The 14289-nt window shown below is 71.0% G+C and carries 15 protein-coding genes; 9 read left to right on the forward strand and 6 right to left on the reverse strand.

Annotation, left to right across the window (positions count from 1 at the left end; genetic code table 11):
- Nucleotides 1-68 precede the first annotated feature (68 nt).
- Together FHY06_RS24875 and FHY06_RS24880 are read right to left on the reverse strand one after the other, a co-directional pair.
- On the reverse strand, nt 69-1544 hold the full coding sequence (locus FHY06_RS24875; RefSeq protein ID WP_184606632.1) for a trypsin-like peptidase domain-containing protein: 1476 nt from the start codon (nt 1542-1544) through the stop codon (nt 69-71).
- 24 nt (nt 1545-1568) lie between these two features.
- Nucleotides 1569-2096, reverse strand: coding sequence for a flavodoxin family protein (locus tag FHY06_RS24880; protein ID WP_026346694.1), 528 nt, complete (start codon nt 2094-2096; stop codon nt 1569-1571).
- A gap of 136 nt (nt 2097-2232) precedes the next feature.
- On the opposite strand from FHY06_RS24880, the gene FHY06_RS24885 reads away from it, so the two are divergent.
- Genes FHY06_RS24885 through FHY06_RS24905 form a run of 5 tightly spaced genes read left to right on the forward strand, consistent with a single transcriptional unit; the run spans nt 2233 to nt 5152 of the window.
- Complete coding sequence (locus FHY06_RS24885) at nt 2233-2655, forward strand: universal stress protein (protein ID WP_184606633.1); 423 nt, start codon at nt 2233-2235, stop codon at nt 2653-2655.
- Entirely contained in the window at nt 2655-4100 is a 1446-nt protein-coding gene (locus FHY06_RS24890; protein WP_184606634.1) for a trypsin-like peptidase domain-containing protein, read from the forward strand. The genes FHY06_RS24885 and FHY06_RS24890 overlap by 1 nt, the downstream gene beginning before the upstream one ends.
- A 10-nt stretch (nt 4101-4110) precedes the next feature.
- Nucleotides 4111-4653 (forward strand): NUDIX domain-containing protein, encoded by a 543-nt coding sequence (locus FHY06_RS24895; protein ID WP_184606635.1) that lies wholly within the window; start codon nt 4111-4113, stop codon nt 4651-4653.
- Between the two features lie 38 nt (nt 4654-4691).
- Nucleotides 4692-4850, forward strand: coding sequence for a hypothetical protein (locus FHY06_RS24900; protein WP_019657327.1), 159 nt, complete (start codon nt 4692-4694; stop codon nt 4848-4850).
- Nucleotides 4847-5152, forward strand: a complete 306-nt coding sequence (locus FHY06_RS24905; protein ID WP_019657326.1) for a high-potential iron-sulfur protein — start codon at nt 4847-4849, stop codon at nt 5150-5152. Before FHY06_RS24900 ends, FHY06_RS24905 begins: the two co-directional genes overlap by 4 nt.
- Nucleotides 5153-5178: 26 nt before the next feature.
- Here FHY06_RS24905 and FHY06_RS24910 read toward each other — a convergent pair whose 3' ends face one another.
- Genes FHY06_RS24910 through FHY06_RS24925 form a run of 4 tightly spaced genes read right to left on the reverse strand, consistent with a single transcriptional unit; the run spans nt 5179 to nt 9472 of the window.
- Entirely contained in the window at nt 5179-6783 is a 1605-nt protein-coding gene (locus tag FHY06_RS24910) for a gamma-glutamyltransferase family protein (protein WP_260310646.1), read from the reverse strand.
- A 24-nt stretch (nt 6784-6807) separates the two neighbouring features.
- Nucleotides 6808-7473 carry a TetR/AcrR family transcriptional regulator gene (locus FHY06_RS24915; RefSeq protein WP_019657324.1) on the reverse strand — a complete coding sequence of 222 codons (666 nt, stop codon included), beginning with the start codon at nt 7471-7473 and terminating at the stop codon, nt 6808-6810.
- A complete protein-coding gene (locus FHY06_RS24920) occupies nt 7470-8675 on the reverse strand; it encodes an amidase (protein ID WP_260310647.1) in 1206 nt (401 codons plus the stop codon). The genes FHY06_RS24915 and FHY06_RS24920 overlap by 4 nt, the downstream gene beginning before the upstream one ends.
- On the reverse strand, nt 8675-9472 hold the full coding sequence (locus FHY06_RS24925) for a cysteine hydrolase family protein (protein WP_019657322.1): 798 nt from the start codon (nt 9470-9472) through the stop codon (nt 8675-8677). The genes FHY06_RS24920 and FHY06_RS24925 overlap by 1 nt, the downstream gene beginning before the upstream one ends.
- Nucleotides 9473-9649: 177 nt before the next feature.
- On the opposite strand from FHY06_RS24925, the gene FHY06_RS24930 reads away from it, so the two are divergent.
- The 4 genes from FHY06_RS24930 to FHY06_RS24945 are packed head-to-tail and all read left to right on the forward strand — an operon-like array spanning nt 9650 to nt 14269.
- The gene (locus FHY06_RS24930) at nt 9650-10633 is read left to right on the forward strand and encodes a BMP family protein (RefSeq protein ID WP_019657321.1); all 984 of its coding nucleotides are present in this window, start codon (nt 9650-9652) and stop codon (nt 10631-10633) included.
- Nucleotides 10633-12267, forward strand: a complete 1635-nt coding sequence (locus tag FHY06_RS24935; RefSeq protein ID WP_184606636.1) for an ABC transporter ATP-binding protein — start codon at nt 10633-10635, stop codon at nt 12265-12267. Before FHY06_RS24930 ends, FHY06_RS24935 begins: the two co-directional genes overlap by 1 nt.
- Nucleotides 12264-13346, forward strand: a complete 1083-nt coding sequence (locus tag FHY06_RS24940; RefSeq protein WP_184606637.1) for an ABC transporter permease — start codon at nt 12264-12266, stop codon at nt 13344-13346. The genes FHY06_RS24935 and FHY06_RS24940 overlap by 4 nt, the downstream gene beginning before the upstream one ends.
- The gene (locus FHY06_RS24945; protein ID WP_184606638.1) at nt 13343-14269 is read left to right on the forward strand and encodes an ABC transporter permease; all 927 of its coding nucleotides are present in this window, start codon (nt 13343-13345) and stop codon (nt 14267-14269) included. Before FHY06_RS24940 ends, FHY06_RS24945 begins: the two co-directional genes overlap by 4 nt.
- The last annotated feature ends 20 nt before the right edge of the window (nt 14270-14289 follow it).

Below are 14289 nucleotides of genomic sequence, written 5' to 3' on the forward strand. Positions count from 1 at the left end.
GTCGGGGTCCTTGCGGTGAATGAATTGCGGATGGGATGCGCGCGACGTTTCCCGGCTGCGGCATGCGGTCATGAGCGACCCCGGCGCGAAGCGGGGAGGCGCACCGCCACGTAGGCGAGCCGGCGGTCGCGCATGACCAGCAGCGCGACCGTGTTCCCGCCCGGCACGTGGGCGAGCGCCTGCCCGAGGTCCTCGACGCGATAGAGCTTCGTCGTGTTCACGGCCACGACCACGTCGCCCGCCCGGATGCCTTCGCTGCGGGCGAGGCCGCCGGCCTCGCGCACCATCAGGCCGCTGTCAACGTGGAGCTGCAGCCGCTGGGCGGGAGAAAGCTCGCCGAGGCTCAGGCCCAGGCCGTCGTTCCATTCGGAGGGTGCAGCGGTGAAGGAGGTGCCGGCCGTGGCGGGCTGCACCGCCAGCGTCGCGCGCAGCATCCGGGGGGCGCCCTGGCGCCATACCTGCAGCTGCATCCGGCTGCCGGGTGGGCGTTGCGTGATCTGCTGCGGGAGGTCGGCGAACCGCTCGACGGGTCGACCGTCGAGTGCGAGCACGGCGTCTCCCTGCACGAGGCCGGCGGCCTGCGCCGGGCTGCCGGGTTCGACGCGGACCACCAGGGCGCCGGTCGGGGCCGGCAGGCCGAAGGACTGGGCCAGCGCGGGCGTCATTTCCTGGAACTCGGCACCCAGGTAGGCCCGGCGCACGCTGCCATGCGCCTGCAGCTCGCCGGCGATGCGCATCGACAGGTTGATCGGCACGGCGAAGGACAGCCCCATGTAGCCGCCGCTGCCGCTGTAGATCATCGAGTTGATGCCCACCACCTCCGCACGGCTGTTGAACAGCGGACTGCCCGAGCTGCCCGGATTGATCGCGACATCGGTCTGGATGAACGGGATCTCGCCGGCACCTGCCATGACGCGCCCGACGGCACTCACCACGCCGGCGGTCACGCTGCCGTGGAAGCCGAAGGGCGAACTGACCGCGGCCACCCAGTCGCCGGGCGCAAGCGACGAGGAATCGCCGATCACGGCCACGGGCAGGTCGGTCGCATCGATCTTCACCAGTGCGACGTCGGTGCGCCGGTCCACGCCGGCCACGCTCGCCGTGAAACGGCGGCCATCGTCCAGCTGGACCTGCACTTCGTCGATGTTCGTGACGACGTGCGCGCTGGTGAGGATCAGGCCGTCGCTGCGGATGATCAGGCCCGAAGCGAGGTCACGGACCTGGCTGATGCGTGCGCTCGCGGGCAGGGGCCATGCGAGGCGGTCGGCGAAATCGTGCTCGGGGGCGATCTCGAGCTCGATGTCTTCCGGATTCAGGTCGCGTCCGATGCGCAGGGTGCTGATGTCGACCACCGACCGGCTGCGGCTGGCGAGCAGCGACGAGAAATCGCTCGCGCCAGAGGTGGCCTCCACGCGCGCCTTGGGGGGCGGCATCGACGCGGGCAGGTCCGCGGGTGCAGGGCCGGGCGTCGGGACGGGCGCGGCGCATGCGCACAGCAGGCACGCGCCGGCAGCGAGTGCCCAGGCGAGGCGATTGGCGAACATGGTCAGGTCGATCCGGATCCTGCTTCAGCTCGACTGCGGCGACAGCGTGACGGGACGAACCACATCGTGCGAGGCTTCAGCATCGCGCACGGCAGTGCCGAAGGCCTGCAGCCTGGCGGCGCAGCTGCCGTCGTCCACTTCGCGCATCGTGACCGAGGAACTCAGGATCGGCGCGCGGTCGAGGATCCGGGCGATTTCGGCCGCCGCGTTCGGTGCTCCCTGCCCGCCCATGACCGAGAGCACGGCAACGTCCGGAAGCCGGCCGCGCTGGCGCGCGACGAACGCGCGCATCGGGCTGGCGAGCTGCAGCAACCAGATCGGCGACACCAGCACCACGGCATCGAAGTCGGTGGGCGGCGGGCCGTCGTAGCGGATGGCGGGGCGCCGCCGCAGGAGGGAATCGATCACGCAGCGCAGGCTGCCGAGGCCGCCCGCGCGCGGCTGCACCTCGGTGATGCTCGCGAGCGGCCAGTTCTGCTGGCTGCAAAGGAGTTCCGCGACGCGCCGGGAGGTGCCGGTGTAGGAGTAGACGATCACCAGGACATTGCTCATGTTGGCCTCTGCTGCATGGATGTCGAGCCAATGTAGGCAGTGCAGGCCCGCATCGCCTTGCGCTGCATCAAGGGCAGGCGAACCCTTCACGGCGAGCATTCGTGCATCGGGGATGCCCCCTGCTGAAGGAACCATCATGAAGATCCTGCTTGCCGTCGATGGCAGCGACTACACCGCCCGCATGCTGAGCTACCTGGCGTCGCACAAGGAGTGGGCGGGCGCTGGCCACGAATTCACCGTCTTCCACGTGGTGCTGCCGGTGCCGCATCGCGCCGCCGCGTTCGCGGGGCCGGAGATCGTGCACGGCTACTATGAGGACGATGCGCGGATGGTGCTCGAACCGGTGCGCGGCATGCTGACCAGGAACGGCATCGAGGCGCGCTTCGAACACCGCATCGGCCATCCCGCCGAGGAGATCGCCGCGTTCGCGCAGAAGGGGCGGTTCGATCTCGTGATGATGGGCTCGCGCGGCCATGGCGCTCTGACGAACCTGGTGCTGGGTTCGGTGGCCACCAAGGTGCTGGCTGCGTGCACGGTGCCGGTGCTGCTGGTGCGTTGATGAAAGCCGTCGCCCTGGCGCGGGGCTCGTTCGCGCTGGCCGTCGGCGCATTCGCATTCACGCTCGCGTTTGCCGTGGAGGCAGGGGCGCAGTCGCCCTCCTGCCTGGAACGGGGGCCGTCGGTGTCGCAGGCCGCCGACTTCGCGGCCGCGGCCGCGCGGCAATCGCCCGCGGTGGTGAGCATCCTGGTCACGGAAGCCGGCGGCGAGCGGCCGGTCGCCGGCGAAGGCCGCTCGCCCATGTCGTGGGACCGGGGCTGGAGCCGCGGCTTCGCCTCTGGCTTCATCATCGGCAGCGACGGATACATCCTGACCAGCGCGCACGCGGTGGCCGGCGCCCGGTCGATTTCCGTCGTCACCGCCGACCAGCGCCGCTTCGATGCCGAGGTGGCCGGAGCCGACCGCCTCAGCGATGTCGCGCTGCTCAAGGTGTCGGCGCGCAGCCTGCCGGTCGTCGCGCTGGGGCGCGGCAGCGTGCTGTGCCCCGGCGAGTGGGTCGCGGCGATGGGAGCGCCCTTCGGGTTCGAGCGCAGCGTGACGGCGGGCGTGGTGAGCGCCAATCCGCGCTACATGCCCGGAGGAAGCGGCGTGCCGCTGATCCAGACCGACGTGGCGCTCAACCCCGGCAACTCGGGCGGGCCGCTGTTCGACGAGCGGGGCGAGGTGGTGGGCATGAACTCGATGATCTACTCGCCCGGCGGCGGATATTTCGGCGTGTCGTTCAGCCTGCCGATCGATACGGCGATGCGCGTCGCCGACGAACTCCGCGCGACGGGGCACGTGAGGCGGGGCCACATCGGCGTGCGCACCCAACCCCTGACGGCCGACCTGGCGCCGGCCTTCGGCCTCGCCGCCGCGCAGGGTGCGCTGGTGGTGCGCGTGGACGCGGACAGCCCGGCCGCGGAGGCAGGGCTGCGCAGCGGCGACGTGGTGCTGGCCGTCGACGCCGATGCCCCGATGGGCTATGCCGACATCCAGAACCGCGTGGCCGCCGCCCGCAAGGGCAGCCGCGTCGCGCTGAAGATCTGGCGCCACAGCGCGCCGTTGACGGTGCAAGTGGGCGTGCTCGAGAACCCGCCCGACGACCCGCCGCGGCCGGCCGGGCGCACCTTCGCGCAGGAAACGCGCTTCGGGCTGGAACTCGCCGAGCGCAAGGGCGTGCTGGGCATCAGCCTGCCATCGCCCGGGCTCTATGTGCAGTCGGTCTCGGGCTCGGCGCAGCTCGCGGGGCTGCGATACGGCGACATGCTGATCGCGGTCAACGACGTGGAAGTGGCCAGCCTCGCGGACTTCGATGCGGCGATCCGCTCCGTCGCCGAGAGCGACACGGTCGCGCTGCTCGTCGTGCGCGGCTCGGCCCGAAGCTATGTGGCGATCCTGCCGCGAAGCGCTGCGCGTGCGCCGATGGCCAGGCGCGCAGGCGAAGCCGCCGTGCCGACCCCCTGAGGCTCTCGCGATGGAACGATCGATCAGCTGCGGCGTCCTCGTCTTCGATGCGGCGGCCCGGTTGCTGCTCTGCCACGCGAGCGGCAGCCGCTACTGGGACATTCCCAAGGGCATGAGGGAAGGGGAGGAGCCCGGCGCGCAGGCGGCCGCGCGGGAGGCCGCCGAGGAATGCGGCCTGCGGCTCGTGCCGCGGCAGCTGAGGGAGCTCGGACGCTTTCGCTACCGCAGCAACAAGGACCTCTGGCTCTTCGCGGTGTTGGTGAATCACTTCGAGGCGAAGACCTGCGTGTGCTCCAGCTTCTACACCGACCGTTCAGGACGGCGGCGCCCCGAGATGGACGCATTCCGCTGGGCCGCCATCGAGCAGCTGCCGCTGCTTTGCGCGCCCAGCCTCGTCGCGGTGCTGACCGGCGCGATCTCGCTGGCCGGCATCCACGGGCAGCTGCTGTACGAGGTGGGGCCGGTCGACGCATCGCCCGCGCCCGTCGGCCCGCGCGCGATTCACGCGGTTGATCCTGCGCAAGGCCGCATGCAGCAGGCCGCTCAAGAATGAGCGCAGGCCAGTCCAGACATCCAACGCGAGGTCGTCCCATGAACAACATCACATCGAACCCAATCCTGCAGGTCGTCGGGTTCTGCATCGCCACGCTGCTGGCCACGGGCGTTCTCGTGCTGGCGGGGCTGAATGAGCGCAGCGCCGCGCCGGACGGCCTTGCACCCGTTCCACACACGACGAAAGTTCCACGATGACATCCAGCCGCCGCATCTTCATCCTGACCCTCGCCGCGACGGGCGCCGCCGCCTGCGCCTCCGGTGCGTTCGCGCAGGCCCAGCTCGACGAGAAGGACCCGCAGGCCGTGGCGCTCGGCTATGTCGCGGATTCGGCCAGGGCCGACGCGAAGAAATTCCCGAAGCACGACAACGCCCAGCTGTGCAACGGCTGCGCGCTGTGGCAATCGAAGCCGACCGACCCGCAGGGCAACTGCGCGCTCTTCCCCGGCAAGCAGGTCAACGCCAAGGGGTGGTGCAGCGCCTGGGCGAAGAAGGCCTGAGGGCCGGGCTGCCGGCAGCCCGGCATTCAGAGACCCAGTGCGACCCCATCACCGCGAGGGTCGTGCGCGCCCGCCAGGCTGCCGTCGGCTTCGAAGCGGATCACGCCGGGCAGCCCTGCCAGCGGGCTGTGCGCGGCGATGGGCGCGATCTCGTGGCCGCGCGCGGCCAGCGCTGCCATGACCTGCGCTCCCACGTCCTCCTCCAGCTTCAGGCTGTCGCGGCTGTCGGAGAAGGTCCGCCCGAGCAGGAACCGGGGCCGTGCCAGCGCCTGCGCGGGGTCCAGGCCGAAGTCGATCAGCCGCGTGAGCAGCGCCACCAGCGTCTGCGGCTGTCCGTCCGCCCCCTGCGTGCCCAGCAACAGCTCGGGCCGCCCGTCGCGCATGAAGGCGATGGGGTTCAGCGTGTGGAAGGGCCGCTTGCCGCCGCGCAGCCCATTGGGATGGCTCGCATCGTGGTGGAAGGCCGCGCCGCGGTTGTGCCACAGCACGCCGGTGTCGCCGGCCACGACGCCGCTGCCCCAGTCGTAGTAGATGCTCTGCAGCACGCCCGCTCCGCGGCCGGAGGCATCCGCGGCCGCGAAGAACACGGTGTCGCCCTGGCGGAACCGCTGGGGCCAGGGCATCGCCCGTGCGTCGGCCTGCGCCCGCGCCGCCTGCTGGCGAATGTAGGCGGCGTCGAGCAGCCGCTGCACGGGCACCTCGGCGAAATCGGGGTCGGCGAGGAAGCGGTCGCGGTCGACGAAGGCGAGCTTGATCGCCTCGACCATCCGGTGGAAGTGCTCGGCACTGCCTTCGGCGATGCCGGAGAAATCCTGCTCGCCGAGGATGCCCATGGCTTCCAGCGTGGCGAAGCCCTGCGTCGGCGGCGGCAGGCTCAGCAGCGTGCCGCCGCGGTAGGGCACGGCCAGCGGCGTCACTTCCCGGGCGCGGGTGTTTCGCATGTCGTCCAGCGTGAGCGGCGAACCCGCGGCCTGCAGGCCGGCCGCGAGACGGTGCGCGACTTCGCCTTCGTAGAACTCGCGCGGGCCCTGGGATGCGAGCCGCGACAGCGTGCGTGCAAGCCCGGGCTGTTGCTGCTGCTGCTGTTGCAAAGAGCCGGTGGGAAACGCCGCGTCGAAGCCGTGCCAGTGCTGCGCCTCCGCGGCCCGCATCTCGTGCCAGAAGCGCTGCGAGGCCGACACGGCGAAGCCCTCCTGCGCATGCTCGATCGCGCGAGACAGCAGCGAGGCCCAGCGCTGGCGGCCCTGCCAGTCGCGCGCCGAGATGTCGAAGGCCCGGGCCCAGCTGTCCACCGCCGCGGCCGTGGTCAATGCCGACGCGCCGCCGCGCAGCGGGACCGGCCCCGCCAGCGGCGGAAGTGCTGCGGCGGCCTGCCCGATGCCGGAGATGCCGCGCACCGGCGCACCGGGCTGCGCGATGAGCCAGAAGCCGTCGCCTCCGAGCCCGGTGAAGTGCGGGCACACGACGCACAGCACCGCCGCCATGGCGATGGCGGCCTCGATGGCGTTGCCGCCGTCGGCCAGCACCTCCAGGCCCGCCGCACTGGCCAGCGGATGGGGGCTCGTCACCATGCCTCGCCGGGAGGTGGCCGAAGCAGGGGCGGCGGGCTGGTGTGCGGGCTCAGCGGACATGGAAGCAGTCATGCGGAAGTTCGTTCATGGCGCCTGCGTCAGGAAGGCCGCCACCATCTGGCGGGTCATCTTCTGGTGCGCCTTCTGCCAGGCCGCGGCCTGCAGGTCCTTGTTGAAGATGCGCGACAGCGTGAACGCATGGGCGCGGCCGTAGTACGACAGGCTCACCATCGCCACGTACAGGTGCAGCGCATCGATGCCGCTGCGCACGACGCCGGCCGCCACCCCGCGCACGAGCAGGCGGCGGATCAGCGCGATCACCGGCGACGACATCTCCGGGATCCGGTTCGAGCGCGCGAGATGCCGCGCCTCGTTGAGGTTCTCGAAGGCCAGCAGCTTGCGCAGCCGCGGGTGCGTCGCGAAGTGGTGGTCCACGAAATCGGCGATGTGCAGCAGGCCGGTCAGCGGCTCCTCGGCCTCAGGGTCCAGCCGGAGTTCTTCGTGCCGCAGGTCGGCCATCACCGCTTCGAGCACGGCGACGTACAGGTCGTCCTTGCTCCCGAAGTAGTGGTACAGCATGCGGATGTTCGTGCCGGCGAGCCGTGCGATGCGTTCGGTGCGCGCGCCGCTGTAGCCCTCGTTCGAGAACTCGTCGATCGCGGCTTCCAGGAGCTTCGCGCGCGTGAGTGCGGCGTCGCGCCGCGCGATCGTCTCCTGGGCCGGCGCCTGCCGTGGGGAAAGTTTGCTCATGGTGTGGATGGGAATGCAGGCGCTAGTGTCGCGGCAAGTTCGAGCAGCCGTTCGTCATTGCCCCTGGCCGAGATGAAGGATGCGCAAGGCGGCAGGCCCTCGGCAGCCGGCAGCGGAAACACCACCTGCGGCAGGCCCGCATGGCCGGCCACCGCGCCGAGCGCCAGTGCGCGCTCGTAGAAGGCGTCGCGCTGAGCCGCATCGGCCCGGCGCGACAGCGCAAGGCAGGGTGCGGCGGGAATCAGCCATGCCTCGTCGGGGTCCATCCTCTGCGCCAGCCGCGCGGCGGCCTGCGCGCGCCAGTCGCTCCAGCGCGTTCCCTGCGCGGCATCGAGCGCCAGTGCCGCCTCGAAGCGTGGCGCGATGGCGGCGCCGAAACGCGGCCGCCGTCGGTGGATCCACGGGCCGACGTGGGCCTGGATCTCCAGGCCCTGGAGCACGGCATAGGCTTCGAACCAGTCGCGCCAGTCGCCGCCGCCATAGGCGCTGCGCTCGCTGTCGATGCGCATCAGGCGGGCCCACGCGGCCAGCGGCTCGCGCACCGCGGGCTCCGCCAGCGCCAGTGCGTCCGTGGCCACGCACAGGCGCAGGGGCGGCGCGGACCGGTCGCCGCCGATGCGGGCTTCGGTGCCGAGCAGCGCCTGCCCGGCGCGGCGCAGCAGGTCGGCATCGCGCGCGAACCACCCCACCGTGTCGTAGCTCGGTGCGAAGGGTAAAACCCCGTCGAGCGGGATCCGGCCGTGCGTGGGCCGCATCGCGGCGACCCCGCAGAACGCCGCCGGCACGCGCACCGAGCCGCCCGTGTCGGTGCCCAGCGCCAGGTCGACCTCCGCCCATGCGACCGCGGCGGCGCTGCCGCTGGACGACCCACCGGGCAGCCGATCGGGGTCGCGCGGATGGCGCGGCGTGCCGTAGTGGGCGTTCTCGCCCTCCAGGCTGAAGGCGAGTTCGTCGCTGATCGTCTTGCCGACGACCCGCGCGCCTGCGCCACGCAGCGCGGCCACGCAGGGCGCGTCGTGCACGGCCGGCGCGTGGCTGGCGGCCCAGTCCGGGTTACCGCCGCCGGTGACTGCGCCTGCGATGTCGATCAGGTCCTTCACGCCCAGGCGCACCCCATTCAGCGCGCCATTGCCGGTGGCGGGCCGCTCGCAGCGGGGGCCGGGCATCCAGCCGCCCGATCCGTGCGCTGTCGCCGTGTGCATCAGGCGGGCAGCGCCGCGAGCACGGCGGCCGAGTCGGTCACGAAGCCGAAGCACTTCTTGACGTTCCAGATCGTCGCCTCGGTGCAGAAGTCCGGCGAGCTCGTGGCGCAGCAGTCGCTCAGCATCACGCAGCCGTAGCCCAGGAAGTTGGCGTCGGTGAGCGTGTGCAGCACGCACTGGTCGGTGTTGCAGCCCGCGAAGAGGATGCTGCGCACCCCGAGGTTGCGCAGGATGCTGTCCAGCGGCGTGTCCCAGAAGCCGCTGATGCGGTGCTTGTCGACCAGGAAGTCGCCCTCGTGCGGTGCGAGCTCGTCCACGATGGCCGCGGCCCACGAGTCCTTCTGCAGCACGTGGCCCTTGCCGCCGGGCAGCGGGTCGCCCAGGCCGACGCCCGTGCCGCTGTTCTTGTACAGATGGATCTGGTTGGGCGGCATGTTGGCCAGGTCCGGGCGGTTGCCCCAGTTGACCCAGACGACCGGCACGCCGGCACGGCGCAGCCCGGGCAGCAGCTTCTGCAGCGGCGCGATCGGCGTGCGGTCCGCCGCGTAGTTGCCGCCGATGTGGTCGACCCATCCGCCCTCGGTGCAGAAGTCGTTCTGCAGGTCGATGATGACGATGGCCGTGCGGCGCAGGTCGAGCACCACGTTCTGCGGCTGCGCCTGCACCCGGGCGCGCAGCGGCGCGGGCGGCTCCACGGACATGTCGACCTCGCGCTCGCTGGCGACCCAGTAGTACTGCTGGCCCAGGCCCAGGGCGCCGTCGGGCCGGGCATCGGGAAGATAGGGGTGGCGTTTCATCAAAGGCTCCGGTGGTGTGCGGGCGAAGGGCGCATCGCCGCAGGCTGGTGCATTCGTTGCGGTCGCCGCACCGATATGCGGCAAAAAATCGGCGAATTCACTGGCACTGTTATTGCGATGCGTTGTCGGTAAGTAATTGATTAGTTACTTAACCCTCCAACTAGCGAAAGGCATGCCATGCAGATTCCGTCCCTCTCCCGCCGCGCCGCCGTCCTCGCAGGCGTCAGCGCCTTCACCACCCTCGTGCTGAGCCTGCCGGCCTCGGCCGCCGATCCGATCGCGGTCGGCATCCTCATTCCCGGTTCCAAGTCGGACAAGGGATGGATGGAGTCCGGCTACGACGGCCTCGTGGCCGCACAGAAGGAGTACGGTGCCAGGATCAAGGTGCAGATGATCGAGAACATCAACTACGCCGACATGGAGCAGGCGCTGACCAACCTGGCCAGCAAGAACGCGCTCGTGATCGGCGTCGGCGGCCAGACCCAGGCGGCCGTGCTCAAGGTGGCCAAGCGCTTCCCCAAGACGCACTTCTCGATCGTCGGCGGCAACAAGGCCGAGGAGACGGCCAACGTGGCCGGCTACGACGTCAAGCAGGCCGAGATCGCCTTCGTCGCGGGCGCCGCCGCTGCGATGCTCTCGAAGAACGGCGCGGTGAGCTACGTGGGCGGCATGGAGATCCCGTCCATCGTCAACGCCGGCAAGGAGTTCGGCAACGGCGCCAGGTACATCAAGCCCGGCATCAAGTACTTCGAGAACTACACCGGCGACTTCGACAACGTGGCCAAGGCCAAGGAAGCCACGCTGGCGGCCATCGCGCAGGGCGCCGACGTGCACTATCACATCCTGAACCTCGGCCTGCGCGGCATGGAGCAGGCGGCCAAGGAGAAGGGCACGAAGATCATCGGCAGCTACACCAACCGCTGCGGCACCGATCCGCTCTATCCCGCCTACAGCATCACCGGCGTCGGCTACCAGGTGCAGTACGCCATCAAGGAGGCCGTCGGCGGTACCTGGAAGGCCGGCTACAAGCCCTTCGGACTGGCCATGGGGCCGAACGCGTCGGACATGGTCATCTGCGGGGCGACCGACGAACAGAAGGCCAAGCTCGAGCAGATCAAGAAGGACATCCTGTCCGGCAAGATCAAGGTGCTGGAGGGCTGATGCACGAGCGCCAAGCCATCGGCCTCCATGACGGCATCAGCGACGGCGGCCCGGGGCTTGCCGCAGCCCCGGTCGCCGCGCCGCTGCTGAAGCTGGAGGGGCTGTCCAAGCGCTTCGGCGCGCTGCAGGCGCTGCAGGACGTCTCGCTGGCGCTCCATCCCGGCGAGGTCCACTGCCTGCTGGGCGAGAACGGCGCCGGCAAGTCCACGCTGTGCAATCTCGTCTTCGGCGTGCACGCCGCGGACGCGGGCGAGATGACGCTGGCCGGCGAGACGTTTCGCCCGCGCTCGCCGGCGGATGCCCTTTCGCACGGCATCGCGATGGTCCACCAGCACTTCAGCCTCGTGCCCGACATGACGGTGCTCGACAACCTGCTGCTCGGCCAGGTGCGCGGCGTGCTTGACCGCAAGGCCGGCGCGGCGCGCATCGCCGCGATGCGGGAGCGCTACGGGCTCGCGCTCGATCCGCATGCGAAGGTGCAGGACCTGTCGGTGGGCGAGCGCCAGCGCGTGGAAATCGTGAAGTGCCTGGTGCGCGAGCCGCGCCTGCTGGTGCTCGACGAGCCCACCGCCGTGCTGCTGCCGCAGGAGATCGAGGCATTGCTCTCGGTGTGCACGCGCGTGGCGCAGCAGGGCTGCGGCGTGGTGCTGGTCACCCACAAGCTGGCGGAGATCCAGCGCGTTGCGCGGCGTGCGACCGTGCTGCGCGGCGGCCGCGTGGTGGCGCGCTCGGACGCGCCCGCACAGGACATTGACGCGCTGGTGCGCGCGATGATCCAGCGCGACCTGCAGGCGCCTGCCGCCGCGCCGGTTCGGGCGTCTCGTGCGTCCCGGCCGGCACCGGGCAGCCCGACGCGCGAGGCGGCGCTGCTGGCCGACGGCCTCACCGTGCGCGACGCCGATGGCGTGGTGCGCCTAGACAACTTCACCCTGCTGGTGGAGCCGGGCGAGATCGTGGCCATCGCCGGCGTCGAGGGCAATGGTCAGAGCGAGCTGGGCGCGGTGCTTTCGGGAATGCTGCGTCCCACCGAGGGGCGCTATTTCGTCTGCGGCGACGAGATGACGCGCGCCACGCCGCGCCAGCTCAGCGCCGCAGGCTGCGGCGTGGTGCCCGAAGACCGGCACGCGCTGGCCTGCGTGACAGGCATGAACGTCGCAGAGAACATCATGCTCGACCGCCTGGACCGGTTCCGGCGCTTCGGCCTCCTCGACCGCGCGGCCATGCGCCGCGAGGCGCTCGACCTCATGCAGCGCTACGACGTGCGCGCCGCCAGCCCCGACGTGCTATTCGGAGGCCTTTCGGGCGGCAACCAGCAGAAGGCGGTGCTCGCGCGCGAGCTCACGCTCGAGGGCCTGCGCTTCCTGCTGGCGGCGCAGCCCACGCGCGGCCTGGATGTCGGCGCGGTCGAGGCCGTCTACGGCCACATCCGGGCCGCCGCTGACCGCGGGGTCGGCGTGCTGCTCATCTCGTCGGAGCTCGACGAACTGCTGAGCGTCGCCGACCGCGTGCTGGTGCTCTACCGGGGCCGGGTGATGGGCGCATGCCCCACGGCGGGCGCCGACCGCGCGCGCATCGGTGCCTGGATGGCCGGGCACCGTGACAAGGAAGATGTTGCAGAGGAGGTCGCCCCATGAGCGGTCCTGTACTTGCCTGGTCGCGGCTCAGGCCGACCCCCGCCCTGCAGGTCTCGGCAGCCGCCGTGCTGCTGGCCTTCGGCGTCGGTGCCTTGCTGATCGCCGCGCTCGGCGTGCCCGTGGGCGATGCGGTCGCCGCATTCGCGGACGGCGCCTGGGGCTCGTCCTATGCGCTGGCTGCCTCGATCAACCGTGCGCTGGTGCTCATGCTGGTCGGCCTGGGTTTCATCCTGGCCGAGCGCGCGAACCTCACGAACGTGGGCGGAGAAGGGCAGATTGCCGTCGGCGGCATCACGGCCACGGCGCTCGCGCTGTGGCCACCCGTGGCGCAGCTGCCGTGGGGGCTTGCCTTCGTCGTTCCGATGCTCGGCGCCTGCGCGGCGGGCGCGCTCTGGGGCGGCATCGCCGGCGTCCTGCGCGTCAAGATGGGCACCAACGAGGTCATCGCGACCTTGCTGCTGTCATTCATCGCCATCTGGATGGTGTACGGCAGCGTGCAGTCCGAGCACCTGCTGCGCCGGCCGATGACGAGCAGCGCGACGCTGCCCGAGTCGCTGGAGATCCCGGTGGCGACCCAGCTGCCGCTGCTCACCGGTGATGCGGGTACGCCGCTGCACGTCGGCCTGCTGATCGGGGTGGTGCTGGCGGTGGCGGTGGCGCTGCTGCTCAACCGCACGGTGACGGGACTGCAGCTGCGCGCGACCGGCCTCAACCCGCGTGCGGCCCGCCGCGCCGGCATGCCCATCGACCGCCTCGCCATCGGCGCGCTCTGCGCAGCCGGCGCCTTCGGCGGACTGGCCGGCGCCTTCATGCTGCAGGGCGAGCAGTACACGCTCAAGGCCGGCTTCTCGTCGGGCTACGGCTTCGACGGCCTTGTGGTGGGCCTGCTCGCACGCGGCAGCGCGACCGGCGTGGTCGCGGGCTCGCTGCTCTTCGGCTTCCTGCGTTCGGGCGGGATCAACATGGAAATGGTGGCGCAGGTGCCCACCGCCCTGGTCGTGGTGATCCAGGGTCTCATCATCGTGACGCTCGCCGGGGCAGCCATCGGCATCCAGCGCATGGAGGCGCGACGCAAATGATCGATCCCGAACTGGCCGCCGTCTTCGTCGGCTCGAGCATCCGGCTCGCCGCGCCGCTGCTGCTCGCCGCCAGTGGCGAGCTCGTGAGCGAACGGGCCGGCGTGCTCAACATGAGCGTGGAGGGCCTCATGCTGGCCGGCGCCTTCGCAGGCGCCACGGCCTCGTGGGCCACCGGCTCGCCGTTGCTCGGCCTGCTCTGCGGCGTGCTGTGCGTGCTGCCCATCGCGTGGCTGCAGGCCTTCCTGAGCATCACGCTGCGCGCCAACCAGATCGTCACCGGCATCGGCATCAACATCCTGGTACTCGGCGCGACAACCCTGGGTTACCGGGCGATCTTCGGCAGCCGCTCGCGCGCCGAGATCCCGGGCCTGGACAAGTGGGCACCGCCCGGGCTGTCGGAGATCCCGCACCTGGGCGAGCAGGTCTTCCGGCAGGCATGGCTGCTCTATGCCGCCATCGTGCTGATCGTGCTCGTGGGCTGGGTGATGCGCGCCACCGCGCTCGGCTTGGCGATCCATGCCGCGGGCACGTCGCCGCAGGCGGGGAGCCATTCGGGGTTGAAGGTGAGCCGCATCCGCTACGGCGCCGTGCTGTTCACCGGCTTCATGTCCGCGCTGGCGGGCTGCTTCCTGTCGATCGGTGACATCCACACCTTCACGGAAGGCATGACCGGCGGCGCCGGCTACCTGGCGATCGCGGCGGTGATCTTCGGCAACTGGCGCCTCGGTCGGACCGTGATGGCCTGCTGCCTCTTCGGAGCCGCCACTGCGCTGCAGTTCCAGCTTCCAGCGATGGGCATCGAGGTGCCCAGCGCCCTGCTGATCGCCTTGCCCTACGTGCTCGCGCTGCTGGCGGTGGGCGGGCTGGTCGGTCGACAGGTCGCGCCCGCGGCGCTCACGAAGCCGTTGCCCGCGCAGGGCTGAAGCGCAGGTGCCGAGGAGGC

The sequence above is a fragment of the Variovorax atrisoli genome (genome assembly GCF_014195185.1).
Classification (GTDB): domain Bacteria; phylum Pseudomonadota; class Gammaproteobacteria; order Burkholderiales; family Burkholderiaceae_C; genus Variovorax; species Variovorax atrisoli.